Consider the following 25,425-nt stretch of genomic DNA (forward strand, 5'->3'; position numbering starts at 1 on the left):
AGGAGCTTTCGTGATCAAAACCAATCACCGCAAGGCCGGGATACTGGCCACCGCTGTCGCGGTGGCCCTGCTGGCCGCCGGGTGCGGCGGTGGGGAACCCGGTACCTCTCGGCCCACCACCGAGGTCACCAAGAGCGAGGGCGTCTCGCTCAACGCGTACGGCGGCGCGAAGCTGGCGCTCGGTCAGCCCATGAAAGGCGGCTCGCTCAAGGCCGGTGTGATCGCGCCGATCGACAGCCTGGACCCCACGGTCGCCCTCCCGACTCCGGGAACCAGCGCGGCCATGGCCGTCTATGACACCCTGATGAAGATCGAGCCGGACGGCCAGGCCGCGCCGGAAATGGCCGAATCGCTCACCTCCACCGACAACGTTCACTGGACGCTCAAGCTGCGGCCCGGCGTCACCTTCACCGACGGCACGCCCTACGACGCCGACGCGGTGATCGCCCACTTGAAGCGCTACGCGTCGCCGGAGTCACAAGCCCGTGACGCCGGCCAGGCCCGGCAGATCACCAGCCTCAAGAAGGCGAACGACCTCACCGTCGAACTCACCGTCGCGACCAAGTCGGTGGAGTTCCCGCTCCTCCTCGCGGGCAGCGCGGGCATGGTCCCGTCACCCTCCGAGGTCCGCAAGGCAGGCAAGTCGTTCGGTCTTCACCCGGTCGGCGCCGGACCGTTCAAGGTCAAGTCGTTCCAGCCCGGCGGCGACCTGGTGCTGGAGCGGAACCCTGGCTACCGCGACAAGAACCTGCCCTACCTCGACCGCCTGACCCTGACAACGGCGACGGACACCCAGGCACGCCTGTCCGCTCTGAAGGCGGGCAGCCTCGACCTGGCGCCGACCCAGTCGGTCACCGACTTCAAGGAAGCGGAGAAGGCCGGGCTGACGGTGCTGGAGCAGCCCGCGTACACCTACTTCTACATCGCACTCAACCTGTCGAAGCCGCCCTTCAACGACCCGAACATGCGCAAGGCGCTCCTGGAGGGCATCGACACGCAGGCGCTCGCCAAGGCCGTCTTCGAGGGCCAGCAGCCTCCGATGAAGGGCTGGTTCACCTCCAACCATCCCGAGTTCACGAAGACCGCCTACCCGGCCTACGACCCGGACCACGCCAAGAAGCTGGTCGACGCCTATAGAGCGGGCGGAAAGTCACCCGACTTCACCATGACCATCACTTCTCCGCCGGAGTTCCAGCGCCAGGCGAGCGTCATCCAACAGATGCTCTCGGACATCGGAATCAAGATGTCGATCGGTGTCAGCGACCAGCCGACCATCATCACGGAAGCGGCTGCCGGCAACTACGTGGCGCAGCTGAGGTTCATCGGTATGACCCTGCAGACGACCACCGACCTGAGCATCCGGTTCCTCTCCACCTCCCCCGGGTCGATCACCAAGAGCGGCGACCCCGAGCTGGACTCGATCATCAAGCGACTGAACGTGACTCCGATGGACCAGCGCCACGACCTCTACACGCAGGCCCAGCAGAAGCTCACCGGGTGGATGCCGTCCATCCCCCTGGTGCAGCAGGTCGGGGGCTGGATCGTCGGCAAGCAGGTCGGCGGATTCCCCGGGGCCCAGGGCGAGCAGACCGTCGACATGTTCGACGCGAGGCACCTCTACGCCAAGTGACACCGAAGAACGGAACCGAACCGAGCCCCTGAGGACAACAGATGACACACGAGACCGACCCCGCTTCGCGCCGTGCCGACGCCGGGGAAAGCACTCCGGCACCGGCCGAGCACGAAGGCGTCGCACCGCTCCACTTCCGGCAGACCCTCGGGAACTACCCCACGGGTGTGGTCGTGGTGACGGGGATCGACGACCGTGGCGAGCCCATCGGGATGGTCGTGGGTTCCTTCACCTCGGTGTCCCTCGACCCGCCCCTGGTGGCCTTCCTGCCGCAGTGCGACTCCGGCACCTTCGCACGGCTGCGGACCGCCGACAGCTTCTGTGTCAACGTCCTCGCCGCCGACCAGGAGGCGCTCTGCAGGCGGTTCGCCCGGCGCGGTGAGGAAAAGTTCGCCGGTGTCGCCTGGGAACCGGCGCCCAGCGGTGCCCCGGTCCTCGACGGCGTCGTGGCCTGGGTGGACTGCACATACGAATCGATCAGCGAGGCCGGCGACCACTACATCGTGATCGGCCGGGCCTCGGCCATGGACGTGGTCCGGCCCACCCTGCCCCTGCTGTTCTTCCAGGGCGGCTACGGCCGCTTCACCCTGCCGACACTGTTGGCCCGCACGGAGCCTGACCTGATCCAGGGGATCCGGCAGGCGGAACTCGCGCGCGACCAGGTGGAACAGATCGCCTCGGAGTTCCAGGTGGAGTGCAGTGTGACCGCCTGCGCTGGCGAGGACGCGGTGTTCGTCGCCCTCGCCAGCCGTTCCCCGGATCCGAGCCTGATCTCGCTGGGCTTCCGCGTCCCCCTCGTCCCCCCGCTGGGCGCGGTGTTCATCTCGCACGCGGGTTCGGTGGCGGTCAACGACTGGCTGTCCCGGCTGCCCGGCTCCGACGAGAAGACCCGCGCGGCGTACATCGCCCAACTGGAACGTGTCCAGGAACGCGGCTATTCGATCTCGTTGCGCGGATCGCACACCGACCGGGAGATGTTCGCGGCGATCCGCGACTACTCCTCGGTGGACCGACTGCCCGAGCACGAGCGCCGCTTCAAGGCGCTCATCAAGGAGACCGCTTCGCTCTACGAACCGGACATCGACCCCGACGGCAGCTATGACGTCCACTCGATCGTGATGCCGGTCGAGGGGCCGCTGCAGCAGGTCCAGATCGCGCTGAGGCTGGGAGGCACCCCACGCGGTGCCGACGGACGTCAGATCGAGCGGTGGGTGGCACGGCTGCGCGAGGCCGCCCGGATCGTGTCCGAGAGGCTCATCGAGAACCATCAGCCCGAACTCCGGCCCGAGTTCTGACGGCGCCCGCCGTCCGACTGGACGGATCCCCTTCTCATTCCGCACCGCGGCACGGAGCGCTCGTCGGCCGCGCCGGACAACAACGCCCTGACCATGAGACATGGTTGACATCCCGACGGGAGAAGTCATGACAGCGACCGTGAAAAGCCTAGGTTACGCCGTACTGGGATGTACCGACACCGGGGAATGGCGCTCGTTCGCCGAAGATCTCCTGGGCCTCCAGGTCGTCGGGACCGGACCGGGCTCCCTGCGACTGCGCATGGACGAATACCTATACCGGCTCCAGATCGAGGAGAGCGACACCCGCGGTGTCACGACACTGGGCTGGGAGACCGCGGGGCCCGCCGAACTCGATGAGCTGGCCCGGCGCGTCGAAGAAGCCGGATACACCGTGGAACGGCCCGGCGTCGAGGCCGCCCGTGCCCGCAACGTCACCGACCTGGTCCGCTTCAAGGACCCCGACGGCCTCACCCTGGAACTCTTCTACGGGCTGACCAACGCTCTGACGAACTTCGTCTCCCCGACCGGAAACAGCTTCGTCGCCAGCCGCCTCGGCCTCGGACACGCCTTCCAGCTGGTCTCCGACCCGGGCGCCTACTGGACCCTGTACAGGGACGTGCTGGGCTTCCGCCTCAGCGACCACATCGAAGTGGGCCCCGGCACCGACGCCACCTTCCTGCACTGCAACCCGCGCCACCACTCCTTCGCGTTCGTTCCGGCCGTCGCCGACGACCGCCACCGCGCTCAGGGCGTCGGCCATCTCATGCTCGAATCGGTGGACGTCGACGGTGTCGGACGGGCCCTCGACGCGCTGTACGCGAGCGGTGGGAAGGAGACCGCCACGCTCGGCAAGCACACCAACGACAAGATGATCTCCTTCTACCTCGAATCCCCGTCCGGGACGGGCATCGAGTACGGCAGCGGCGGCATCGAGATTGACGACGCATCCTGGACCCCGACCCGTTACCAGTCCGCTCACTACTGGGGGCACAAGCGATGAACACGGTGACCGAGAACAGCGTCCTGGAGAAGATCGAGAAGGTCGCCGACGTCCTGGCCGACGATGCCGTGGAGTCGGACCGGCTCGGCCGTCTCTCCGCCGTATCGGAGCAGGCGCTCCGCTCGACCGGTGTCTGCAGGATGCTCCAGCCGAAGGACTACGGCGGCCTGGAGTCCCATCCGAGGGAGTTCATGGAGGCCGTCCTACGACTGGGCTCGCACTCCCCCTCCACCGGCTGGGTGGCCGGCGTGGTCGGCGTCCACCCGCACGAACTGGCGCTCGGCAGCCGTGAGGTGCAGGAGGAGGTCTGGGGGCGGAATCCCGAGACCTGGATCGCCTCCCCCTACGCGCCCATGGGGCGGGCCCGCCCCGTCGAGGGAGGCTATGTCCTCAACGGCCGCTGGCCGTTCTCCTCGGGCACTGACCTGTGCCAGTGGGTGATGATCGGCGGACTCGTCACCGACCAGGACGGCGGCATCGCCGAGAAGGCCGCCCGGCACTTCGTACTGCCGCGCTCCGACTACGAGATCGTGGCCGACTCGTGGAAGGTCGTGGGGCTGCGCGGCACCGGCAGCAAGGACCTGATGGTCCGAGACGCGTTCGTCCCGGCGCACCGGGTCATCGAGACCGCGGAGATCACCGACGGCACGGCCCACTCCGCCGCGGGCCGCAGCGACTCACCGCTCTACGCGATGCCCCGCAACGTGATGTTCGCCGGAGCGGTCACCGCAGCCACCCTGGGCGCGTCCCTGGCGGTGCTCGGCGCGTACACGGCCCTCACCCGCGACCGGGAAAGCCGGTCCGGAAAGTCCTCGCGCGATCCCTATCAGCTCGCCGCACTCGGTGAGTGCGCGGCCGACATCGACGCGAGTGTCCGCCACTTCCTCGGCGACATCGACCGGATCTTCGACATGTGCGCCGCCGGTGTCGGCGTCCCCCTGTCGGTGCGCGCGGAGGTCCGCCGCAACCAGGTCCGTGCCTCGAACCGAGCCGCTGCGGCTGCCGACAAGCTGTTCCGTATCGCCGGCGGCATCTCGCTGCGCACCGACCTCCCGCTGGAGCGCCTGTGGCGTGACAGCCAGGCGGCCGTCCATCACGTGCAGAACGTCCAGGACCCCATCCTGCAGGCATACGGCCTCGACTTCTTCGGACACCCCATTCCGCCGTCCGTGAAGTTCTGAACCTGACGAAGGAGAGGAAAGCCCATGGCTGTTCAAGAGCTCGGCCACGCCGGACTCTGGGTCGACGACCTGGAGAAGATGCGTGACTTCTACACCTCCGTGCTCGGACTCACCGTCACCGACGAGGACCTCGACAAGGGGATCGTCTTCATGAGCGCCCGGCCGGAGGTCGAGCACCACGAGTTCGTGATCGCTCGTGGCCGGAACGCGCCCGCGGACGTGAAGCTCGTCCAGCAGATCTCCTGGCGGGTCGACTCCGTCGAGACGCTGATGGAGTTCCACAAAAAGTTCAGGAGCGCCGGCGTCTCCGTCCAGCAGGAGGTCACCCACGGCAACGCGTTCGGCATCTACTTCTGGGACCCCGAGGGCAATCGTATCGAGGTCTACCTGCGCGTACCGCGCGACGTACGGCAGCCGTTCCGCAAGGACCTCAATCTCGACCAGAGCGTGGAGGGCGTCCTCGCCGAGGCCGAACGCCTGCTGGCGGAGGGTGGTCCCGCGTTCGGTGCACCCGGCGGCCGTGAGCGATTCGTCGTCGAGGAGGTGGAACGATGAGACTGGCGTCCGTCGTCGTCGGCGGCCGGGAGTCCGCCGCGCGGGTGGAATCAGGCTGCTACCACCTCCTGCCGTACCGTGACGTGGGCGAGTTGCTCCGCCGGCCCGAGTGGCGCACGCTCGCCGGGGCCGAGGGCGAGACGGCAAGGGCCGACGAGGTGCGGCTCCTTCCTGTCGTACCCCGTCCGGACAAGATCGTGTGCCTCGGCCGCAACTACGCGGAACACGTTGCGGAGACCGGCAACGACCTACCCGAACACCCCGTGCTCTTCTCGAAGTTCCGTGCTTCGCTGACCGGACCGTACGACGACGTTCCCATGCCGCGGGCGAGTGACAGGCTCGACTGGGAGGCCGAGGTCGCCGTCGTCATCGGTGTTGGTGGCCGCGACATCCCAGAGGCGGAGGCACTGTCGCACGTCGCCGGCTACACGGTCAGCAATGACCTCAGCGTCCGTGACTGGCAGAGCCGGAGCCGCCAGTGGCTCGCCGGCAAGGCGTGGGATGGTTTGACCCCGCTCGGCCCGCACCTGGTCACCGACGACGAACTGCCGCCGGGCGCGGCCGGCCTGGAGATCTCGTGCGAGGTCGACGGAGTGGTCATGCAGCAGGCCGGAACCGACAAGATGATCTTCGATGTGCCGACGGTCATCGCCGAGATCAGCACGTTCACCCTGCTGGAGCCCGGTGACGTCATCCTCACCGGCACCCCGAGCGGCGTCGGCAACGCCAGGGAGCCGAAGATCTTCCTCAGCCCCGGGCAGGTCGTGGTGACCCGGGTGGAGAAGATCGGAGAGACAAGGAACAGGATCGTTGACTAGGTCAGTTCTCTTCGACCCCGAGCACCTCGCCGACGAGCGGCGGGCGCTGTACGACGAACTCCGGTCGGGGCCACGTGCCGACCCCGACCGTCCCGGGGGGCCGGTCGACAGCCGCGGCCGGCTGACCGGACCGTTCAACGCCATGTTGCACAGCCCCCGTGTGGGCGGCCCCCTGCAGCGCCTCGGCGCCGCCCTGCGCTACGAGTCGTCCATCGACGACCGGGTGCGGGAGATGGCGATCCTGCTGGTCGCCGGTCGCCACGACTGCGCGGTCGAGCGAATCACGCACCAACGCATCGCCCGCGATATCGGTATTTCCGAAGAGACCATCGGAACGCTGGAACGCGGCGAGGTCCCGGCCTCGTTCGACGACGGCACCCACGTCACCGCCGCGGCGGCGCTCGAACTCGCGGAACGTATGCTCGACCGGGAGCCGCCCGACGACGCCGGGTTCGAGCGGCTCCAGAAGGTACTGGGCCCCGACGGCGTCTTCGAGGTCAGCTCGCTGGTCGGCTACTACTGGACGCTCGCCCACCAGCTGAACCTCTTCGCGGTTGAGCCTATCGAAGACAGGTCCGAGGCATGACCCCCACTGAACAGTCCACGTCACGGCTGGTCGAAGCGGCCGGCGTACGCCTGCACCTGCACGAGGCCGGGCGAGGGCCGCTTCTGCTCTGCGTCCACGGCGGCGCCCCCGGCGCGTACGGCTGGGGCAACTTCGGGCAGAACATGGCCGCCTTCAGCAAGCGGTTCCGGACTGTGATCGTGGACCTGCCCGGCTACGGGAAGTCCGACAAACCCGCGATCGAGGGTGGCCGCCACGCCTTCTATGCGAAGGTGTTCGCGGCCCTCGTCCGAGAGCTGGGGGAAGAGCGCGCCCACGTCGTCGGCATGGCCACCGGAGGTGCGGCGGCGATCGCCATGTCGGTGGACCACCCGGACGTGGTCGAGCGACTTGTGCTGGTCAGTTCGGCGGGGGGGCTGCCGCTGTTCACCCCGACGCCGAGCGAGGGGCAGAAGGTCATCCGGGACTACTACGGCGGCGACGGGCCCTCACGCGCGAAGATGCGGGCCTATCTCGAAATGATGATGTACAACCGGTCGGCTGTCACCGACGAGTTGGTCGACGAACGCTACCTGGCCAGTGTCGCTCCCGACTTCATGGCACAGGCGCCCGAGGGGCACGGCACCCCAGCGGTCAACGAACCCGTCTGGAACCGGCTTCACGAGATCGCCGCCCGCACGCTCGTGGTGTGGGGCCGGGACAACCGGGTGCAGGGGTACGACAACGCGCTCTTCATGCTCAACCGGATCCCGGACGTCGAGATCCACGTCTACGGACGGACCGGGCTGTGGGTGCCGTTCGAGCGGGCGCGCCGGTTCGAGTCGCTGGTCACCGGCTTCCTGACCGACGAGTGAAAACGGGCGTTCGCACCACTGGCCCGGAGCCGGCCGAGGCGTCCGGGCCCAGGCAGTCCGACGAGGCGCGGCGGGCCCTGGAGTGTGCGGTTCATGGTGACCGGACGCAGGCCGATGTCGGCGCCGACCTCCCGGATCGCATTCGCCTGCTCGTAGACATGGCCGGCGCCACCACCAACATGCTGCGCGACCTCGGGTTCGCCCTCGGTCCGGTCGTCGTCGGCGCGGTCGCCCTCAGCAACGCGGGATCGGCATTCTCGTCGAACCTCTCCGGCACGGTCCTGCCGGCCGCCGACGCCGCGGCAGCACGGGAGATCGCCGCGGCAGGCGGTCCCATCGCCGTGAACAGCCTGCCGACGGGCGCCCGACGATGGGAAAGCCGATGCTACGGGCCGACTACGTGCCTTCGACGTGACCGGTTCAGAGTACGAGCGTCCCGTCTTCGGCGCGCGTCCCGGTGCCAAACGTGTCCACGGTGAGGTTAGGCGCGGCTCGCCGGGCGCCGGTCTCCCCTCTCTGGAAGCGCACCGGTCGGTCAGGAGGGGCGGCGTGACCGCGCGGGGCGGCCGGACCACTCACAGGTATGCCCGTGTGTGGAAGGCCCTTTGCGGCAGCAGGATGCGGGCCGATCCAATCGAAGCCCCGCATGCCCTTGTGGGGCCTGGCCGAGACGAAGAGGCGGTGAAGCGATGTCGCCGCGGTTCATCCTGTACAGCCCGGATGTGGAGATCGTCGAGCCTGACTTCGACGAGAACATGCAGACCGTGATTGCGCGGATGGAACGGTACATCACCGGTTCGGTGACGGCTGAAGGTACCGGCCAGGCGGTCCGTGACACGCACGCCAAGGGCTACGGGCCCGGACCCGGTCCGGGCCCGTGAACGTCACCCCGGCGATCCTCGCCACGGACATGCCCTGCGCGACAGCAGCACCATCTGCGCCCGCCGCCAGGTCACCACCGAACCAGTGCCCCGGCGGATGATCCGCAGCAACCGCCTGCCCTCGTCATCATCGATCTCCCGGACCCGCACACGTTCAGCCACCTGATCATTCTGACCGCCCGGTACCGCCAGACACAGCAACCGGACGACACGTCACAACGACGCGAACATTGCCCGATGCGGCACCAGCCACGGTTGCCGGCCTCATGCCTCACCGCAGCAGGCAACCGTGATTCGGAAGACTCGTCGCCGTTCTTGTGGCTCGGCGGGGGGCTTCGGGTACCGGCAGCCGACCTGCGGCTGCCGGTACCCGACGGGCCTCAGTCGGCCAGTGAGATCGCCTTTTCCGGACAACGGGCGGCGGCGTCCCGGGCAGCGGCTTCGTCGCCCGTCGGCACGCCTCCGTCGCCTGCTGTACTGGCGAACCCCCAGTCGTCGAGGACGAAGACGGACGGGCAGATCTCGGCACAGACGCCCATGCCCTGGCAGCGGGTGGCGTCGACTTGGGCCTTCATGGCTGGTGCTCCTCTCGCGCCGGGCAGGTGCGGCGCAGGTGGTATCGGATCTCGTCGGCGAAGTGCTCCAACAGCGACCTCACGAGCAGGGCAGCGCCGTCGAGCAGCGCGCAGGCTCCGCGCCCGGGCAGGGTGGTCGCCCAGCGAGCGAGCTTGTCGAGGTCGTCCTCGCTGTGTTCGCCCGTCCTGACGCGTTCCAGAGCTGCTGCCATGGCTTTGGTGCCGTTGAGGCAGACGCCGCACTGGCGGCTGGACTCGGCGGCGAAGTAGCCGGCGACGGCGGTACCCAGTTCGAGCGGGCACTGGCCGGTCTGCAGCACAGTGAAGGCGGCGCAGCCCAGACCGGACCCGGCCGCGCGGAAGGCGTCGTAGTCGAGTGGCAGGTCGAGCCGGGAGGCGGGCAGGAGCCCGCCGAAGTAGCCGCCCGCGAGCACGGCTCCGGCTTCGCCGACGATGTCACGCAGCGGGGTTCCCAGGGCCACCTCGAAGAGTGTGGTCCGCTCGCCCGCGTTGACGGTGATCAGTGTGGTGCCGGGCGAGCCCGGGGTTCCCACTTCCCGGAACGCCTCGGCGCCGTGTCTGGCGATCCATGCGGCGTGAGCGAGGCTCTCGATGTTCTGGATCAGGGTGGGACGGCCGTCCACGCCCTTCTCGTACGGTCGTGGCGGCTTGGCTCTCGGCAGCGCGATCCCTTCGTCGATCGCCCGGACCACGGCAGTTTCCTCTCCTGCCACGTAGCGGTCCGCGGCGGTGACGATCTCGACGGCTGAGCCTGATCGTCCGGCGAGAGCCGTGCGGACGGCCTGCTCGTCCTCGGGCCTTGTGACGTAGACGATCGCCCGGTTCGCGTTCAGTGCCTCGGCAGCCAACAGCAGGCCGTCAAGAACCAGGTGGGGCCTGGTCCTGAGGAGGTAGCGGTCCTTCCACGAGGCCGGTTCCCCCTCGGCGCCGTTGGCGACGACGACTCGCGGACCGGGGCCTGCCGCGACGCCCCTCCATTTGGTGGCGACGGAGAAGGCAGCCCCTCCCCTACCTCTGAGACCAGAAGCGGCCAGTTCCTCGATCAGCGCGCTCCCACGCACGGCGACGGCCGGTTCCGGTGCGGTGCTCAGCAGACGCACCGGGGTGCCTGGGTGAACGTGGGCAACCGGCAGGAGTTCTGTGGCGGGGTCGGGTGGTGCGGTGGTCATGCTCGGCCCTCCGCAGCCGGACCGTGCGGGGATTCCAGCAACGGTGTCAGGTCACGGGTGGTGGTCCAGCTCAGTGCCTCCAGCAGTACGGCGTCGAGCAGGATCTCGTAGCCACGCTTGGGTGAACGGATCGACAGCCGTTCGCCGTTGCGGGTGTGGACCTTGCTGACCTCCACGACTGCGAACTCGTTGGAGATGGTCATCACGGGTTCGGTCATCACAGGTTCGGTCATCACGATTCCCCGTTCAGGTATCGGGCCCACTGCCGATAGAAGTTGAGCTGCACACCCTCTTCGTAGCGCGGCGCGAACACCTGTCCGGGGCCAGGCCAGTCCTTGACCTCCTCGACGAATCCGATGTCCTCGTGGCCCATCTGGTAGTTCAGCTTGAGGTCGATGGCCCTGCCGTAGGCGGTTCCGCTCATCCGAGTGATCGACTGCCAGGGTTCGGTGTCGTCCTGCTCGAACAGGCCAGCAGGACCGAACGTGCCGATGGAAGCACGGTAGGACCGCTCGCGAAGATGCTCGGGGGTGCCCTTCCAGGCGAGCACCCAGTTCCAGATCTCCATCTGGCCCGGTCCGCGGGGCTGCCACTGACGCAGGCTGATCAGCCCCGTGGCCGGGTGTGCCGGATCCTCGGTGAGCGGGGCGACGATGAAGGAGAGGTTGGGAAAGACCGTGCCGACGCAGATGCGTGAGCGGCGGGCGATGTCGAACTGTTCCTCGGTCAGATCCCCTTGCCGGAACATCTCGACGATCTGCTGGTCGAAGCCCCAGAACTTCGGCCCCGGTTCGTCGGGGTCGCTGGCGATGGAGAAGGTGATGGAGTGTCCCGGGGCGGCTTGCACATGGTAGCCCTGCATGTTGGCCACCGGCGGGATCTCTATCGCGCCGATCTCCCACATCGATTTGTGCAGAAAGACAGTGTGGTAGTCGTCACCGGAGAAGTTGTCGGCACCGATCTTCCAGTTGGCATCGAGGACGAAGCGGTTCGGCTCGCCGATCACCTCCAGACCGCCGTCGGTCAGGCCGAACATGAGGTCGAGGTACCACGTCATCCCACCGAGGTAGTCCCGCAGCGGCGGGGCCTCGGCGTCGAGGCTGGCGAAGATCAGACCGTGCACGCTGTCCACCTGGGCAGCGGGGACGAGACCCCACTGCGATTTGTCCAGTCCCTTGTATGCGGTCTGGATGGCCGGCGCGCCGACCAGGGCTCCGCTGTTGGAGTAGGTCCAGCCGTGGTAAGGGCAGCGGAAGTTGGAGGCGTTCCCCTTCTCCGTCCGGCAGACGCGGGTGCCGCGGTGGCGGCAGGCATCGAGCAGCACCCTGACCTGGCCGTGCTCGTCACGAACGAGGATGAAGGGGTCCTCACCGATGTGGCGCACGACGTAGTCGCCGTTGGCCGGGATCTCGCTCTCGTGCCCCACGAAACACCAGGCCCTGGTGAACAGGCGCTCGGTCTCGAGCCGGTGGATCTCGGGGTCGTTGAACGCATAGCCTGGCAGCAGCCCTTGCTCCAGGTCGGCAGGTATGCCGGCGATCCGTGCGTCGATGTCAGACATGAATGCTCCAGTGCGTCAGAGGAAGACAGCGAGGTTGTGAGTGGCGAGGGTCGTCTGGTCGAGCAGGACGATCCTGCGGGCGAGCTTGAGCGTGCCGTCGCAGGGGCGCAGCACGTCGTGCCGTTCGCCGACGAGCAGCTGGTGCTCGACGGCGTCGTGCCGGCTGCGATAGAGCAACAGGTTGGACTTCACCGCCAGATCGCCCGCCTGTTCGCCCGGCTTCACACGGATGTTGGAAACGAAGCGGCGGGTACGCGAGGGCGGGTCCTCGGCCCAGGCGTATTCGCTGGACAGCCGCCGCACCCGGCCCCTCATGCTGGAGTAGGTCTCCTTCATGTGAAAGGCCGTCCGGCTGAAGCCCGCACCCCTGGCACGCTCCCGGGTGCTGCGCAACGGCACCAGGTACTTCAGATCCTCGGACAGCATCTCCAGCCACTGGTCGACGAGGTTGTCGTCGAGCAGCTCCGCTTCCCGGTGCAAGAAGTCGGTGGCCGATGTCAGGTCGTTCACGGTGTCACTCCTGGATTCGATGAGTTCGACCTCGTAGCCGTCCGGGTCGCGCAGGAACGCGAGCCGCGTCCCCGTAGCCGTGACGAACGGGCCGCGCTCGGCGGGTATACGTGCCAGCACCGCGTCCATGTGGGTGGTCTCCACGGCCACGTGCCGGTAGCCGCCGCCCGGGCCGACTGGTTGGCCGGGTGAGAGGACGAGCTCGAGCGCGGCACGTCCGCCGAGGTCGAGGAAGAGGTGTATGGCGTCACCGATGTGCAGTTCCTCGGCCGGCTCGAAGCCGAGAAGCCGATAGAAGTCCAGGCTTTGCGAACGATCGGTGATGTGGTATGAGGCATGGGCGAACCGCACAGTCCTCCTTCACGGTCGGGATCTCTTGTGGGCGCGCATGGGCGCGGGGGAAGGCGCGGCGGTGCGGGCCCGTGACCAGCCGGGGGATCCTCAGCCGGTGTGTTCTGTCTCCGCAGGGGCGGGCGCTCGGGCATGGCGCTTGGCGATCGGCAGGTATCCGATCACCGCAAGTGCCAGCGAGACCAGCGGTGCTGCCTCGTAGCCGGTCTGGATGAGCACGATGCCCACGGCGGCCGAGACCACCCAGACGCAGAAGGCGGGCTTCACCGGCACATCGTCCGTGCGCCACGGCGCACGCAGGCTCAGGTGGGTCAGCACGATGCCGACCCAGCCGACGAAGAACGTCCCCTGCCATTGGAGCGCGAGCTGCAGGTAGGAGAAGACGTCGGTGAGCATCAGCACGAAGACCAGAGCGCCCACGCCGACCACCACGACGGGGCGTGGTGCGTGCACCCGGACGAGCTGCCGCAGCAGCCGCTGGAGGTTCATCGACGCCTGATAGAAGTTCAGCGTATTGATCCTGATCTGAGTCACTACGATGAGCAGCACTCCGGCCAGGCCGAGTGGTCCGACCAGCGCGGTGACCACGCCGTTCTCCGCTGCGATGGTTGTCCCCGGCAGGACCATCTGCACCAGGAACATCCCGGCGGCACCGTTGACCAGGAAGATCCCGGCAGAGAAGACCCAGCCGAAGGTGACCGTCTGGTGGTAGCGGACGTCGTCGGTCCGGGCGAAGCGGGCGAAGTCCACCGTGGTGGGCATCACAAGCCAGACACCCAGGTAGAGGATGACCGTGGTGAGCCAGCCCGGCAAGGTTCTGGCGGCCTCCGGCACGACGCCGGGGAAGTCGAGGAAGCGGCCTGGCTCGCCCTGTCGGGCGGCGAGAATCACCGCGGCCGTCATGCCGACGACGTAGAGCGGGAGCAGAACGCCGTTGAGCTTGCCCATCCAGGTCAGGATGCCGCCCATCATCAACGGCAGCATCCCGATGACCACGATGAGGTACCACCAGCGGATGTCCATGCCCCAGTACTGGTGGAAGGCCTCGGCGACGACGCTGCCCTCGAACACCGCGAAGTAGACGGTGGTCGCGGCGAGCAGCAGCGCGATGAGAACGGATCCCGCCCTGCCGAACAGGCGCGCGGAGACCAGCGCGCTGTTCAGCCCGCTGGAGGCTGCCAGGCGGACCAGCGGGGAGTTGACCAGGGAGAAGAGAACGACGCTGACGAGCAGGCCGATGAGAGCCTGCCGTGTGCCGGTGAGGGTGGCGGCGAGCGCGCCGTAGAACAGCCAGGCCATGGCGCTGATCAGGGACCAGCTCGCCATGGTGAGGCTCATGCGCGGCGCACGTGCCTCGGGCGGGACGATCGAGTGAGCGTAGTCGTCGGCTCTTTCGTCCTCGGTGGAGGTGCTCATGGTGCGGCTCCTACAGGTGGTAGAGGGTGCGGGCGTTACCCGCTCGGATCCGCTCGTCGTCGGTGACCGCGTCAAGGGCGTCGACGTTTTCCCGGGTGTTCCAGAACGGATAGTCGCTGCCGAACATGACCCGCTCGGGGCCCATGACCTCCAGCAGCAGCCTGATCGCGGGCGGCCACAGGCTGACCGCGTCCACATACATCCGGCGCAGCCACACGCTGGGGGGTTCGGTGAGCGCGCCCATGCCGCCACTCGCCCGGTACTTCATCGCCTCTCGGTCGATCCGGCCCATGAGGTAGGGAAGGAGGGATCCGGCGTGCGGCACGACCATCCGGATGTCCGGCCATCGCTCGTACAGTCCGCCGAGTACCAGACGCAGGACGCATGCCGTGGTGTCGACGGGGAAGGCGAGTGTGGACATCAGCGCGTGGTCGCCGAAGTGGGCGGCGAACGCGGGGGCGGTCGGGTGCAGGGTGAGCGGTGTGCCGGTGGCTTCGGCGGCTTCGAACAACGGGTCGAGGCCCAGCTCGCCCAGTTGCCTGCCGCCCACGGTGACCGGCAGCAGGGGGCCGCACAGCCCGAGACCGTTCGCCCTCAGCAGTTCCTCGGCGGCCGCCTCGGGGTCGGCCAGTGGCAAGGCTGCCATCGGGGCGAGCACGCCGGGGTGGGCTCTGGCCAGGTCGGCGAGTTCGTCGTTGACGTCCTGGGCCAAGGCTGCCGCCTGGGCGGCGGGGAGCTGATCGACGATGCCGACGATGGCCGACAACAGGGCAGTGCGTACACCTGCTGCGGTCATTTCCTCCAGATTGGCCGCCAGGTCGGTCATCTCGGGGGTGAGGCGGTAGCCGTACCCCGGTGTGCATCGGACGAATTCGCCGTCGAGGAAGGGTGGTTCGGTGCGCGAGCGCAGGAAGTCGAGGACGGTCTGCGGCATGGTGTGCCGGTGTACGTCCACCAGGTCGGTGCTCATGAGTTCGCCTCCGGGGGTTCGAGGACGAATCCGTCGCCGGTCGACGGGTCTTCGACCACACGGTGGCGGTGCGAGCCGAGCGGGCCGCCCGAGGCTTCCACCAGGTCGCCGACCCCGAGCCACTGGCCGGTCTTCATCGCCACGCCGTCCGGGGTGCCGGTGGCGATGATGTCGCCGGGCCGCAGCGTGGTGACGGCCGAGGCGAAGGCGATCTGCTCCTCGATGGAAAAGACCATGTCGCCGGCCGGGGCCTGCTGCCGTACTTCGCCGTTGACCTTCAGTTCCAGTTCGAGCGACCGGTAGTCGGGCACGAACCGGGCCGGCACGAGCAGCGGCCCCATCGGGGCGGACCCGTCGAAGGCCTTGCCGGCGAACCAGTCGGTCTTGAAGAACGCCCAGTCGGTGCGCTGTTGCAGATCGCGGCAGGTCAGGTCGTTGAAGAGCAGGTAGCCGGCGATGTGCGAGGCGGCCTTGGCCGACGGGATGCGCCGTCCGCCCCGGCACAGCGCCACGGCGAGCTCGACCTCGTAGTCCAAGCGAGAGGTGACGGGTGGGTAGGCGATCTCGCCGTACGGGCGCTCGGGCGAGTCGGGGCCCTTGGCGAACAGGTACGGCATCATTCGGGATCGGTCGATGCCGGTGAAGCGGTCGATGTCTTCTCGGCCCTTGAAGTCGGCCACGTGCTTGGCGTAGTTGGAGGCGGCGCACAAGATCTGGCGCGGCTCCGGGACGGGCGGGGCGAGGGTCGTGTCGCCGATCTCCAGGCTGCCTCGGTGCCAGCGGGGGTCGTCCAGCCCTTCGGCCCGTACGGCTGCGGCGGTGTCGGTGAGCCGGTCGAGCCAGCGGTCCCAGTCGCCCAGCAGGGCCTGGACCCCAAGCCGGGTCAGGGCTTCCCTGGTCTCGGCGTCGGGCGAGACGGCCGCGGCCAGGTCGATCAGCGTGCCGTCGATGGACAGCAGCGCCTCGTAGCCGCCGGTGGTGCGGTATCGGGTGGCAAGGGCGAACGGGATCACGCGGCCCCCTCGCCGCGCAGGTGGTCGCCGCCGGCGACACGGGCGACACCGCGAACGGCCAGGCCCGAATCGGCCTCTATGACGAAGCCGGTCATCAGGTTGGCGTCCTCGGACGCGAGCATGGCGTAGATGCCCGCGTAGTCCTCGCATCCGGGCACCCGCTTCAGCGGCAGCGCGTCGGCGGTGCCCTCCATCAGGGAGTCCTTGGTGCCCTGGCCTATGGACTCGACGCCGCGCAGCCTGGTCGGCGCGACACCGGGGGCCACGCCGTTGACCCGTACGTGCGGGGCCAGCTCGTAGGCCAGCTCGCGGATCAGCCCGACCACCGCGTGCTTGGAGGCGGTGTAGAGCACTCCACCGCCCGCGGAACGGAACCCGGCCCACGACGCGGTCAGGACGACCGAGCCGCGCGCGTCGAGCAGGTGATCCATGGCGGCCCGGACACCGAGCAGACAGCCCTTGGCGTTCACGGCCATGATCTCGTCGAAGCCGCTTTCCAGAGAGGGGCCGTCCAGGTCGGCGAGATGCACGGCGTGGTCGAAGATGCCCGCGTTGCCGACGAAGACGTCCAGGCCGCCAAAGCGCTCCACGGTCTGCTCGACGACGCGGACGTTGTCGGTCCAGGACCGCACATCGGCGACCACACCCAGCGCCCGCTCGCCGAGTTCCTCGACGGTGGTCTCCACCCGCTCGGCGAGGTTGTCGACGATGCAGACGCCCTTCGCGCCCTCGTCCAGATAGCGCTGTGCCACGGCCTTGCCGATGCCGCCCCCGCCGCCGGTAACGATCGCGACTTTCCCTGTCAGCAGTTCCACATGAACCTCCACAAGCTCTGGCGTCAGATCGACATCCGATTTAGCATCAACTATTGGATCCACTTCATCCGATGTCAACACCCCAGAGAGGTGTACATGCGCAGCGAAGGCCATCCCACCGTCAACGGCGTCCTTGGCTACGGCATGACCGTGCCGTCCCTGGAAGTGGCCGACGGCTTCTTCCGGAACTTCGGGCTCACGGCGCAGGAGAGGTCGCACGCCCTCTCGTTCGGCTGCCAGGGAGCTGAGCAGGAGCAGGTCACTCTCGTCGAAGCCCGCCGCAAGAAGGTGGCGTATGTCAGCTTCGGCGTCGACGAGGGCCGGCTCGCGGAGTTCGGTACCCGGCTGGAAACCCATGGTGTGAAGCTGCACGACGCACCGAAATCCTTGGAAGGACCCGGTCTGTGGTTCCAAGACCCGGACGGAGTGTGGGTCAACCTGCGGGAGAGCCGACCGGACCCGGGTGCGCCGATGCCCGAGTCCGACATGAACGTGGGCGGCTCACGCCCCCGGGTGGACCGCGCCGCCTGGCAGCACGTGCCGCAGAAGGCTCAGCCTCACCGTCTCGGCCACGTATTGCTGTACGTGTCCGACCTGACCGCCGCCGAACGCTTCTACGGCAACCTGCTCGGCTTCCGGCTGAGTGACCGCACCGGCCGCATCCTCTCCTTCTGGCATGCCCGCCCCGGTGACCATCATGTGTTCGGTTTCGTCCAGAGCACGCATCCGGGCCTGCACCACTCGAGTTGGGAGGTGCCGAACCTGGACGCCCTGATGATCGGCAAGCAGCACATGGACGAGCAGGGGCACCCCGGTTGGGGGCTCGGCCGGCACGGCCTGGGATCGAACCTCTTCACCTATGTCCCCGACCCATGGGGGAGCTGGATCGAGTACTTCATCGACATCGACCAGGTCAGCGACGACTGGGAGCCCCGCGACCTGGAGTGCCCGACCGCGATGTGGGCACCGCGGATGCCTGAGTCCTTTGTCGTCAACACCGAGAGCACCGAAAGGATCGAGCTGTGACCGACTTCCTTGACTTCGTCGACCTGTGCGAGCGGCAGCTTCGGCTCAGCGCCGTCCATGAGGGCGAGCGCGTCGCCGTACTGTCGCGTGGGACCGAACGACTCGAGTACGCCGACGCGTTCATGGCCGCCGCCAACCGTCTCGGCGCAGCCGCCCACCATCTGCGGCTCCCCTCGGGACTGGGCGGCGGCGGCGTGGACTCCCTCGTCGTCGGCACCACGCCCCTGTCCGGCAACCCGGCGGCGGTGGAGGCGCTGAAGCAGTCCGACCTCCTCATCGACCTGGTGTTCCTGCTCTTCTCCGCCGAACAGCTGGAAATCCAGGCGAGCGGCACCCGCATCCTCAGCGTGGTCGAGCCGGTGGACGTGCTGCGCCGGATGTTCCCCACCGACGGCATCAAGGAGCGCATCGACCACGGCGTGGAGCTGATGCGCAAGGCGTCGACGCTCACTGTGACCAGCCCGCACGGCACCCATGTCCGCTACCAGTTGGGCGCCTACCCCGCCGTCCCCGAATACGGCTTCTCCGCGGTTCCGGGCCAATGGGACCACTGGCCTTCGGGGTTCCTGTTCACCGGAGGAGCCGACGACGGCGTGGACGGCACCGTCGTGATCGCCCCTGGCGACATCGTCTTCCCGTTCAACACCTACGTTCGCACCCCGATCACGCTCACCATCGAGCACGGAAGGGTCGTGGACATCCGCGGCGAACTGGACGCGCTGCTGCTGCGCGAATACATGGCCTCGTTCAACGACCCGGACGCCTACGGCATCTCGCACATCGGGTGGGGCATGCACGAGAACGCTCGCCGCACTTCCCTGGCCGTGGATTTCCAGGGCATCGGCATGGAGGCCCGCGCGACCTACGGCAACGTCCTGTTCTCCACCGGACCCAATGGCGAGCTCGGCGGCTCCAACCACACCGCCTGCCATGTGGACGTGCCGCTGCACGGCTGCACACTGCTGCTCGACGACGAGCCCGTGGTGGTGGCCGGCGACATCGTGGTTCCCGAACTGCGGGCGAGGACACGGTGAAGCGTCTCCTCGTCCCCAGACTCGACGGGCAACTGTCCGTCCTGGAGGCCGGAAAAGGCCCTGTCGTACTCGCTCTGCCAGGCATCACCTGCCCGGCCGACGCATGGGCGGACCTGGCCGGACGACTGGCTGCCCACGACCGCCGCGTCCTCGTGCTCGACCAGCGCGGCCGCGGGCACAGCACGGTCACCGAGGGCGGCTACGGCTTGGACGAGCTGGCCGACGACGTCCTGGCAGTGCTGAGCGAGCTGGAGCTGGCCGACGTGGTGCTGTTCGGACATTCGATGGGCGCGCTGGTCGCGGCGCGGGCGGCCACCGAGGCCGCCCGCCGCCGGTGGCCGGGCATCGTCCGCCTGTTGCTGGCCGACCCGCCGCTCTGCCGGGACGGCAGGCCGTACCCCACACCGCTGGCGGGCTACCTCGATCTGGTACGGCGGGCCCGTTCGGGCACGCTCACCTCGGACGAGGTCGCACGGCGCCACCCCGCCTGGACCAGCGCCGAACCCTGGCTGACCGCGCTGCCGTCCTGTGAGGAAGCAGCCATCACAGCCGCACATCGGGACTTCCACGACGGCCGCTTCCTCAGCCAGTGGCCGAGCCTGAGGGCCGAGCTCCTCTACGGAGAGCGAAGCGATGTGGTCACCGCCCAGGACGCGGCACTGCTCCGGCATGCCAACCCCCGCTCCACCGTCAGAGCCGTCCCCGGCTGCGGACACATGATTCCCTTCGAGCGCCCCGACGAACTGGCGCGCGAGGTGGCTCACGCATTCAGAGAGGTACACACATGAGTCCCGCATGGGCCACCGGCCGAACCTTTGGTGGCACACTCGCCCTCGGCACCCGGCCTGGGCTCGTCGTAGTAGACCTGCAGCGCGGCTTCACCGAGCCGGACGGACCGTTGTCGTGCAACGCGGAGGCCGCCGTGGCCGCCGCACACGACCTGGTCGAGGCGGCACACCGAGCGAAGGCCCCGGTCTGGTTCACCGTCATCAGATACGGCCCCGACGAGCCGCTCCCCCTCTGGTCGGCCAAGATCCCCGCTCTGGAGGAACTGCGCGCCGGAAGGGCCGCTGCCGATCTCGATCCCCGCCTCGGTCACCGACCGGGCGACGAGGTGGTCGTCAAGCGCGGTGCCTCCGCCGTCTTCGGTACCGACTTGGTGGATCGTATCCGCGCCCACGGTGTGGACACGGTGCTGCTGTGTGGTGCCTCCACCAGCGGCTGTGTCAGGTCCACTGCGGTGGACCTCATCCAGAGCGACCTGCCCGCGGTGCTCGTACCCGAGGCTTGTGCCGACCGCGACGCGGTCCAGGCCACCGCGACGCTCACCGACCTGACCGCCAAGTACTGCGACGTCCTGCGCCTTCCCGAGGCATTGAATCTCTTCGCCGTGAAAAACAACGACACCGGTGACACCGGGTCGTGACCCGACAGCCGTAGCGCGGGCCGGGCCGGCCCGCGCTGCGCGTTGAAGAGGCAGACCGTCTCCCATGCCACGCACCCTGCACCGAGCGGCACATGCGGCACCAGGAAGTGGCTGATGAACTCGGCCAACAGGTTCTCGTCGGCCATGGCTCCGGCCTTGCGGATGAACAGGTCGCTGCCCACGCCCAAGGTGTTGAAGTTGTCGCTGCAGGAGATATCAACGGAGAACGTCACGGTCCGGTAGCCGGCACCGAACGGAACGCAAGCGACGGACGAGCGGACCGTGTCATGCCGGCACCGGACCCGATGGTCGCCCTCCATCCCCCGGAAGGGCTTCATGGGGGCGCGGTGTTCCCGAGCAGGGGCACCCGCGCCACGGACAGTGCTCAGCAGGACGACCTCCTTCTGCGGAGCCGGGATCCCTGACCCCGCCAAAGGAGCCAAGCATCAAAGATATGATCCAATAGAGTATGCAATCGTCCGGGAGAACCCCGGCTTCGAGCGACGCAGGGGGAACCGGCCATGAAGAGCGCGACCGGAAGCGCTTCACGCGCAGGCGATGCCGTGGCACAAACCCACGAACGACTGCGCGACATGATCCTCGGTGGAGAACTGCTGCCAGGACAACGCCTGACACAGCAGGAACTGATCGAGACCCTTGATGTCGGCAGGACACCGCTGCGTGAGGCCCTGCGCATGCTGGAAGCCGAGGGCCTGGTCACCTCCAAGGCAAACCGCGGGGTCACGGTCACCGGCATCGACCTCGCCGAGGCCGAGGAACTCTACGGGATGCTCCTCCTGCTCCAGCCCCCGCTCCTCACGCTCGCGGCCTCGGAGATCTCCGACGCGACATTGGACGCGATGGAAGAGCGGCTCACCGACATGCAGAGCAGGCCACCCACGCGCCGCGACTGCCATCAGGACCACGTCGACTTCCACATCCTGCCGAAGGAATGGTTCGGCCCCATACTCGGCCAGCTCGTCCTCGACACCTACCAGCGTCTGGGCCGACTGCAGCGTTTCTACTACAACCGCCGACGGCTCCCCGACTACATCGTGGAACTGGACGTGGCACTGCTGGAGGCACTGCGCCGCAGGGACGGGCAACAGGCCAAACGGGTGCAGGAACTGCATCTGCTGAACTCGGCGATCGGCCTGATCCTGGACGTCGACCCGTGGCACCGCTTCGGACCGCTGCTGCGCGCAGCAGCCGGCGTCGGCATCAAGATGCAGACCGCACCAGACGGGTCGGTCACCCCCCCTCTCAAAGCGACCTGGGCGAACACCCTTGATGAATACCAGCCGGTAAATACCGAAATGGTCATTGATGCCACCTGTACCGACTGACACCTCACTGCCCGAAGGGGCCGAGGCCGGGTGGTACGCGGTACGGGTGCGTGCCGGCGGTCTCCGACGGGGCCAGGCACTCCGACGTGGACACCGCGTGACCGCCGGCCGCGGGGCTCCGGGGTCCACCGGCCGCTACGCCGCGCCCGGCAGTGACACCTGGACCGTGAGGCCGCCGCCCGGGTTGGCGGTCAGGGCCAGGTCGCCGTGGTGGGCGCGGACGATGCCGGCGGCGATGGTCAGGCCCAGACCGTGGCCGCGGCGGGTGGGGTCCTGCTCGGCCAGGCGGCCGCTGCCGCGCAGGAAGGGCTCGGTGAGCCGGTCGACGGTGCCGGACAGCGGCGGTCCGGTGTTCGTGACGGTCAGCAGGGCACGGCCGGGTTGCGCCGGATCGGGGCCGCTGGTCAGGGTGAGCGATCCGCCCGTGGGCAGGTTGTGGCGTATGGCGTTGTGGAGCAGGTTCAGGGCGAGTTGGCGCAGGAGTACGCCGTTGCCGGTGACCGGGGTCGGACGGATGCCGGTGGAGACGGTGACGCCCCGTGCCCCGGCCTCCTCGCGGACGGTGTCGACGGCGTCCCGGGCGGTGCCTGCCAGGTCGAGCGGTTCCATGGCGGGCGGGGCGTGTTCGAGGGCGGAGAGCCGGAGCAGGGCGTCGGTGATGTCGATGCCGCGCTGGTTGGTCTCGCGGAGCCGGGAGACGAGCCGCCGGTAGTCCTGGCCGTCGGGGTCGGCGACAGCCACGTCGAGCATCGTGCGGCTGACGGCGAGAGGCGTGCGCAGTTCGTGTGAGGCGTTGGCGGCGAAGCGCTGCTGGGCGTCGAAGGACCGCTGGAGGCGTGCGAGCATGACGTCGAAGGTGTCGGACAGCTCGGTGAACTCGTCGCGCGGACCGGCGAGTCCGACGCGGTGGTCGAGGGAGCCGTCAGCGGCCTGGCGGGCGGCCCGGGTGATGTCCTGGAGCGGGCGCAGCACACGGCCCGCGATCAGCCAGCCGGCGCCGAGCCCGATCAGGGCGAGGAGCAGCAGGGCGACGCAGGACGCCTTGACCAGGGCGTGGAGGATGTCCGGACGGGTGGCGACAGCCGCGGCCTGCGGGTTCACGTCGCCCAGCGGGTAGTTGGGCACGAAGCGCATGGCCAGGTAGACCACGACCAGGCTCAGCGCTCCGGCGAGGACGACGAACAGGGCGTAGGTGAGGGTGAGCTTCATCCGGGCGGTCAGCCGGCGAGGCCGCCCGGGCCGCGCCGGGGTGTCGGCGGCGCCGGTGGCGTGGGCGGTCGCCGGGCCGGTGGCACCCCGGGGGCCGGTGGCCGCTCCGGTGCCGGTGTCGTCGCCGTGGCGGGGTGCGGGGCCGTGACTCACCGCTCACGCCCCGTCGGCCCGCGCTGCCCCGCCGTGCCTTGTCGCCCAGGCCGGCCCTGTTGCCCGGCCCTGCCGTGGTGCCCGGCCGGCCCGCGCTGACCGTCCGGCTCGTCGAGCCGGTATCCGACCCCGGGCACGGTGTGGATGGCCCATGGTTCGCCGAGCCGTTTACGGAGCGTGGACATGGTGATGCGGACCGCGTTGGTGAACGGGTCGGCGTTCTCGTCCCAGGCCCGCTCCAGCAACGTCTCCGCGCTGATGACACCACCGCGTGCCGTCATCAGGACCTCCAGCACCGCAAACTGCTTCCTGGTGAGCGCCACGTACCGCCCGTCACGGAAGACCTCGCGCCGGAAGGGATCCAGCCGGATCCCGGCACATTCCAGGACGGGGGGCGTACCGTCCTTGGGACGGCGGGCCAGCGAGCGCAGGCGTACGACCAGCTCCTTCAGATCGAACGGCTTGGTCAGATAGTCGTCGGCGCCGATCTCGAACCCGGTGACCTTTTCATCGATCAGACCCGCCGCGGTGAGCATGAGCACCCGGCAGCCCAGGCGCCGCTCGACGATGATCCGGCACACGTCATCCCCGTGGGTGCCCGGAATATCGCGGTCGAGCACAACGATGTCGTACTCGTTCACATCCAGGTGCTCCAGGGCGGTGTCCCCGTCCCCGGCGATGTCGGAGGCGATGGCCTCCAGCCTCAGCCCCGCCTGCACCGCCTCGGCGAGATACAACTCGTCCTCGACAATCAGCACCCTCATACGGTCTCTCCTGCTCGCGCCCGGCCCGGCCGGCCACCGGCCCGGCCGTACCGCCCCATCGAAACGGTACGGGGCCATGGAAACGCTACGGGGATATCGAAAACGTATCGGTAAACCGAAACGGCCCGGCAACACGACCCGCCGTTCACTCGGGGCACCCACAGGCGGCACCCGCCGCCCGTCCAGATGCCCGGAGGCGACCATGCACGACCACGATCCCCTCACAAACCGCTCCGCCACGGCCGCACGGCGCTCCCCGGCCCGCATGGCGGCCGGGGCCGGGGCTGCTCTGGTGGTCGTGCTGGCGGCAGTCTGGGGCATGGCACCCCGGGACGAACCGGCCGCGCGGGCCACCACCGCGGGGAACCACGCGAGCGACCAGCGCGAAGCAGCGCACGCCCCGGCCCCGCAGGACGCTGCTGACCTCTCCGAAGGCCGTGACCTCACCCCCTTCGACACCCAGTACCCGGCAATCGGCCGTTTGGACAAAGACCTGCTCAAGGCCGTGCAGGAGGCGGCCCGGGACGCTCGCGAGGACGGCATCGAGTTCCGGGTCACCTCGGGATGGCGCAGCAGGGAGCACCAGCAGCGGCTCCTGAACGAAGCAGTCCAGCGATACGGAAACGCGGAAGAGGCGCGACGGTTCGTGAACACCCCGGACAAGTCGGCCCACGTCTCTGGAAAGGCCGTCGACATCGGCCCCACCGACGCCGACGACTGGCTCATCCGCCACGGCGACAACTACGGGCTGTGCCAGGTCTACAACAACGAGATGTGGCACTTCGAGCTGCTCACCGCGCCCGGCGGCGCCTGCCCGGCCCCTCTGACGGACGCGGCGGGCTGAACGGCGATGACTTCAGCCCACGGACCGACGCGCATCCCCTTACGAGAGGCCCGCTGATGGCACCGGCCCCGACAGCCGTCCCGGGCAACACGGCACCGGCCTGCGCGGCGACACGGATCGGCGCCGCCAGGCCGCAATCCCAGCCACCGTTCGCCTCCCGCCTCATGCCGTCCGCCGGTTGGGCACCACCGACGTCATGCGTTACAGTTGATCTTGACAGTTCGCCGCAACTCACGGCGGCTGACGCTGCGTTGGTGGTCCAAGGAAAGACGCCCCGCTTCCCGCGGGGAAATGCAGGTGCAAGGCCTGCCCAGCGCTCACTCACGAGGCCCTTCCCCCCACCGGCGGAAGGGCTTCGTCACGTTCCCCGCACGCCCTGGAGGACCTCCGGGTCCTCGCCCGCGAAATCCCTACGACAGCGGAGCCGTGATCAGGCAGCCCTG

The 25,425-nt window shown here is 68.6% G+C and carries 27 protein-coding genes and 1 pseudogene; 16 read left to right on the top strand and 12 right to left on the bottom strand.

Annotation, left to right across the window (positions count from 1 at the left end; translation table 11 throughout):
- The first annotated feature begins 10 nt into the window (after positions 1 to 10).
- From ACIHCL_RS24920 to ACIHCL_RS24960, 9 genes are all read left to right on the top strand, one after another.
- On the top strand, positions 11 to 1,630 hold the full coding sequence (locus tag ACIHCL_RS24920; protein ID WP_399864894.1) for an ABC transporter substrate-binding protein: 1,620 nt from the start codon (positions 11 to 13) through the stop codon (positions 1,628 to 1,630).
- A gap of 41 nt (positions 1,631 to 1,671) precedes the next feature.
- Positions 1,672 to 2,925, top strand: a complete 1,254-nt coding sequence (locus tag ACIHCL_RS24925) for a flavin reductase (RefSeq protein WP_399864896.1) — start codon at positions 1,672 to 1,674, stop codon at positions 2,923 to 2,925.
- A 139-nt stretch (positions 2,926 to 3,064) separates the two neighbouring features.
- Positions 3,065 to 3,925, top strand: a complete 861-nt coding sequence (locus ACIHCL_RS24930) for a VOC family protein (protein ID WP_399864898.1) — start codon at positions 3,065 to 3,067, stop codon at positions 3,923 to 3,925.
- On the top strand, positions 3,922 to 5,106 hold the full coding sequence (locus ACIHCL_RS24935) for an acyl-CoA dehydrogenase family protein (protein ID WP_399864900.1): 1,185 nt from the start codon (positions 3,922 to 3,924) through the stop codon (positions 5,104 to 5,106). Before ACIHCL_RS24930 ends, ACIHCL_RS24935 begins: the two co-directional genes overlap by 4 nt.
- Before the next feature lie 24 nt (positions 5,107 to 5,130).
- Positions 5,131 to 5,661: a VOC family protein gene (locus ACIHCL_RS24940; protein ID WP_399864902.1), complete on the top strand. Its 531-nt coding sequence runs from the start codon at positions 5,131 to 5,133 to the stop codon at positions 5,659 to 5,661.
- Positions 5,658 to 6,479: a fumarylacetoacetate hydrolase family protein gene (locus ACIHCL_RS24945; protein WP_399864903.1), complete on the top strand. Its 822-nt coding sequence runs from the start codon at positions 5,658 to 5,660 to the stop codon at positions 6,477 to 6,479. Before ACIHCL_RS24940 ends, ACIHCL_RS24945 begins: the two co-directional genes overlap by 4 nt.
- Positions 6,472 to 7,065, top strand: coding sequence for a carboxymuconolactone decarboxylase family protein (locus ACIHCL_RS24950; RefSeq protein WP_399864905.1), 594 nt, complete (start codon positions 6,472 to 6,474; stop codon positions 7,063 to 7,065). The genes ACIHCL_RS24945 and ACIHCL_RS24950 overlap by 8 nt, the downstream gene beginning before the upstream one ends.
- Positions 7,062 to 7,898 carry an alpha/beta fold hydrolase gene (locus ACIHCL_RS24955; RefSeq protein WP_399864907.1) on the top strand — a complete coding sequence of 279 codons (837 nt, stop codon included), beginning with the start codon at positions 7,062 to 7,064 and terminating at the stop codon, positions 7,896 to 7,898. The genes ACIHCL_RS24950 and ACIHCL_RS24955 overlap by 4 nt, the downstream gene beginning before the upstream one ends.
- 689 nt (positions 7,899 to 8,587) lie before the next feature.
- On the top strand, positions 8,588 to 8,779 hold the full coding sequence (locus ACIHCL_RS24960) for a hypothetical protein (protein ID WP_399865175.1): 192 nt from the start codon (positions 8,588 to 8,590) through the stop codon (positions 8,777 to 8,779).
- Here ACIHCL_RS24960 and ACIHCL_RS24965 read toward each other — a convergent pair.
- From ACIHCL_RS24965 to ACIHCL_RS25010, 10 genes and pseudogenes are all read right to left on the bottom strand, one after another.
- Positions 8,757 to 8,941: pseudogene (locus ACIHCL_RS24965) on the bottom strand (IS630 family transposase); the annotation flags it as partial. The gene ACIHCL_RS24960 and the pseudogene ACIHCL_RS24965 overlap by 23 nt on opposite strands.
- A gap of 218 nt (positions 8,942 to 9,159) precedes the next feature.
- Positions 9,160 to 9,354 (bottom strand): ferredoxin, encoded by a 195-nt coding sequence (locus tag ACIHCL_RS24970; protein WP_399864910.1) that lies wholly within the window; start codon positions 9,352 to 9,354, stop codon positions 9,160 to 9,162.
- Positions 9,351 to 10,544, bottom strand: a complete 1,194-nt coding sequence (locus tag ACIHCL_RS24975) for an NADH-ubiquinone oxidoreductase-F iron-sulfur binding region domain-containing protein (protein ID WP_399864913.1) — start codon at positions 10,542 to 10,544, stop codon at positions 9,351 to 9,353. Before ACIHCL_RS24975 ends, ACIHCL_RS24970 begins: the two co-directional genes overlap by 4 nt.
- On the bottom strand, positions 10,541 to 10,777 hold the full coding sequence (locus ACIHCL_RS24980; protein ID WP_399864915.1) for a dihydrodiol dehydrogenase: 237 nt from the start codon (positions 10,775 to 10,777) through the stop codon (positions 10,541 to 10,543). The genes ACIHCL_RS24975 and ACIHCL_RS24980 overlap by 4 nt, the downstream gene beginning before the upstream one ends.
- Positions 10,777 to 12,105, bottom strand: a complete 1,329-nt coding sequence (locus ACIHCL_RS24985; RefSeq protein WP_399864917.1) for an aromatic ring-hydroxylating dioxygenase subunit alpha — start codon at positions 12,103 to 12,105, stop codon at positions 10,777 to 10,779. The genes ACIHCL_RS24980 and ACIHCL_RS24985 overlap by 1 nt, the downstream gene beginning before the upstream one ends.
- A gap of 15 nt (positions 12,106 to 12,120) precedes the next feature.
- Positions 12,121 to 12,966 (bottom strand): 3-phenylpropionate/cinnamic acid dioxygenase subunit beta, encoded by an 846-nt coding sequence (locus ACIHCL_RS24990; RefSeq protein WP_399864918.1) that lies wholly within the window; start codon positions 12,964 to 12,966, stop codon positions 12,121 to 12,123.
- Positions 12,967 to 13,056: 90 nt separating this feature from the next.
- Entirely contained in the window at positions 13,057 to 14,382 is a 1,326-nt protein-coding gene (locus ACIHCL_RS24995) for a purine-cytosine permease family protein (protein ID WP_399864920.1), read from the bottom strand.
- A 10-nt stretch (positions 14,383 to 14,392) separates the two neighbouring features.
- The gene (locus ACIHCL_RS25000; RefSeq protein WP_399864922.1) at positions 14,393 to 15,352 is read right to left on the bottom strand and encodes an amidohydrolase family protein; all 960 of its coding nucleotides are present in this window, start codon (positions 15,350 to 15,352) and stop codon (positions 14,393 to 14,395) included.
- Positions 15,349 to 16,365 (bottom strand): fumarylacetoacetate hydrolase family protein, encoded by a 1,017-nt coding sequence (locus ACIHCL_RS25005; protein WP_399864924.1) that lies wholly within the window; start codon positions 16,363 to 16,365, stop codon positions 15,349 to 15,351. The genes ACIHCL_RS25000 and ACIHCL_RS25005 overlap by 4 nt, the downstream gene beginning before the upstream one ends.
- Complete coding sequence (locus ACIHCL_RS25010; protein WP_399864927.1) at positions 16,362 to 17,180, bottom strand: SDR family NAD(P)-dependent oxidoreductase; 819 nt, start codon at positions 17,178 to 17,180, stop codon at positions 16,362 to 16,364. Before ACIHCL_RS25010 ends, ACIHCL_RS25005 begins: the two co-directional genes overlap by 4 nt.
- On the opposite strand from ACIHCL_RS25010, the gene ACIHCL_RS25015 reads away from it, so the two are divergent.
- The 6 genes from ACIHCL_RS25015 (at position 17,181) to ACIHCL_RS25040 (ending at position 22,012) form a co-directional block, all read left to right on the top strand.
- On the top strand, positions 17,181 to 18,206 hold the full coding sequence (locus tag ACIHCL_RS25015; protein WP_399864929.1) for a VOC family protein: 1,026 nt from the start codon (positions 17,181 to 17,183) through the stop codon (positions 18,204 to 18,206).
- On the top strand, positions 18,203 to 19,240 hold the full coding sequence (locus tag ACIHCL_RS25020; RefSeq protein WP_399864932.1) for a leucyl aminopeptidase: 1,038 nt from the start codon (positions 18,203 to 18,205) through the stop codon (positions 19,238 to 19,240). Before ACIHCL_RS25015 ends, ACIHCL_RS25020 begins: the two co-directional genes overlap by 4 nt.
- Entirely contained in the window at positions 19,237 to 20,028 is a 792-nt protein-coding gene (locus ACIHCL_RS25025) for an alpha/beta fold hydrolase (RefSeq protein ID WP_399864934.1), read from the top strand. Before ACIHCL_RS25020 ends, ACIHCL_RS25025 begins: the two co-directional genes overlap by 4 nt.
- Complete coding sequence (locus ACIHCL_RS25030) at positions 20,025 to 20,666, top strand: isochorismatase family protein (RefSeq protein ID WP_399864936.1); 642 nt, start codon at positions 20,025 to 20,027, stop codon at positions 20,664 to 20,666. The genes ACIHCL_RS25025 and ACIHCL_RS25030 overlap by 4 nt, the downstream gene beginning before the upstream one ends.
- Positions 20,667 to 20,780: 114 nt before the next feature.
- The gene (locus ACIHCL_RS25035) at positions 20,781 to 20,909 is read left to right on the top strand and encodes a hypothetical protein (protein WP_399864939.1); all 129 of its coding nucleotides are present in this window, start codon (positions 20,781 to 20,783) and stop codon (positions 20,907 to 20,909) included.
- Between the two features lie 320 nt (positions 20,910 to 21,229).
- Positions 21,230 to 22,012 carry a GntR family transcriptional regulator gene (locus ACIHCL_RS25040; RefSeq protein WP_399864940.1) on the top strand — a complete coding sequence of 261 codons (783 nt, stop codon included), beginning with the start codon at positions 21,230 to 21,232 and terminating at the stop codon, positions 22,010 to 22,012.
- Between the two features lie 135 nt (positions 22,013 to 22,147).
- On the opposite strand, the gene ACIHCL_RS25045 is transcribed toward ACIHCL_RS25040, so the two are convergent.
- Complete coding sequence (locus ACIHCL_RS25045) at positions 22,148 to 23,374, bottom strand: sensor histidine kinase (protein WP_399864942.1); 1,227 nt, start codon at positions 23,372 to 23,374, stop codon at positions 22,148 to 22,150.
- A complete protein-coding gene (locus ACIHCL_RS25050; RefSeq protein ID WP_399864944.1) occupies positions 23,371 to 24,138 on the bottom strand; it encodes a response regulator in 768 nt (255 codons plus the stop codon). Before ACIHCL_RS25050 ends, ACIHCL_RS25045 begins: the two co-directional genes overlap by 4 nt.
- Positions 24,139 to 24,340: 202 nt before the next feature.
- Here ACIHCL_RS25050 and ACIHCL_RS25055 point away from each other — a divergent pair, with 202 nt between their 5' ends.
- A complete protein-coding gene (locus tag ACIHCL_RS25055) occupies positions 24,341 to 24,982 on the top strand; it encodes a M15 family metallopeptidase (RefSeq protein WP_399864946.1) in 642 nt (213 codons plus the stop codon).
- The last annotated feature ends 443 nt before the right edge of the window (positions 24,983 to 25,425 follow it).

The organism is Streptomyces sp. NPDC052042, assembly GCF_044548345.1.
Lineage (GTDB): Bacteria > Actinomycetota > Actinomycetes > Streptomycetales > Streptomycetaceae > Streptomyces.

Coding starts and splice junctions, on each gene's coding strand:
- ACIHCL_RS24960 (WP_399865175.1), top strand. CDS start 8,588: ATGTCGCCGCGGTTCATCCTGTACAGCCCGGATGTGGAGATCGTCGAG.
- ACIHCL_RS24945 (WP_399864903.1), top strand. CDS start 5,658: ATGAGACTGGCGTCCGTCGTCGTCGGCGGCCGGGAGTCCGCCGCGCGG.
- ACIHCL_RS25055 (WP_399864946.1), top strand. CDS start 24,341: ATGCACGACCACGATCCCCTCACAAACCGCTCCGCCACGGCCGCACGG.
- ACIHCL_RS24935 (WP_399864900.1), top strand. CDS start 3,922: ATGAACACGGTGACCGAGAACAGCGTCCTGGAGAAGATCGAGAAGGTC.
- ACIHCL_RS25035 (WP_399864939.1), top strand. CDS start 20,781: ATGAACTCGGCCAACAGGTTCTCGTCGGCCATGGCTCCGGCCTTGCGG.
- ACIHCL_RS25000 (WP_399864922.1), bottom strand. CDS start 15,352: ATGAGCACCGACCTGGTGGACGTACACCGGCACACCATGCCGCAGACC.
- ACIHCL_RS24955 (WP_399864907.1), top strand. CDS start 7,062: ATGACCCCCACTGAACAGTCCACGTCACGGCTGGTCGAAGCGGCCGGC.
- ACIHCL_RS24925 (WP_399864896.1), top strand. CDS start 1,672: ATGACACACGAGACCGACCCCGCTTCGCGCCGTGCCGACGCCGGGGAA.
- ACIHCL_RS24975 (WP_399864913.1), bottom strand. CDS start 10,544: ATGACCACCGCACCACCCGACCCCGCCACAGAACTCCTGCCGGTTGCC.
- ACIHCL_RS24970 (WP_399864910.1), bottom strand. CDS start 9,354: ATGAAGGCCCAAGTCGACGCCACCCGCTGCCAGGGCATGGGCGTCTGT.
- ACIHCL_RS24940 (WP_399864902.1), top strand. CDS start 5,131: ATGGCTGTTCAAGAGCTCGGCCACGCCGGACTCTGGGTCGACGACCTG.
- ACIHCL_RS25050 (WP_399864944.1), bottom strand. CDS start 24,138: ATGAGGGTGCTGATTGTCGAGGACGAGTTGTATCTCGCCGAGGCGGTG.
- ACIHCL_RS25015 (WP_399864929.1), top strand. CDS start 17,181: ATGAACCTCCACAAGCTCTGGCGTCAGATCGACATCCGATTTAGCATC.
- ACIHCL_RS24985 (WP_399864917.1), bottom strand. CDS start 12,105: ATGTCTGACATCGACGCACGGATCGCCGGCATACCTGCCGACCTGGAG.
- ACIHCL_RS24995 (WP_399864920.1), bottom strand. CDS start 14,382: ATGAGCACCTCCACCGAGGACGAAAGAGCCGACGACTACGCTCACTCG.
- ACIHCL_RS24980 (WP_399864915.1), bottom strand. CDS start 10,777: ATGACCGAACCTGTGATGACCGAACCCGTGATGACCATCTCCAACGAG.
- ACIHCL_RS25030 (WP_399864936.1), top strand. CDS start 20,025: ATGAGTCCCGCATGGGCCACCGGCCGAACCTTTGGTGGCACACTCGCC.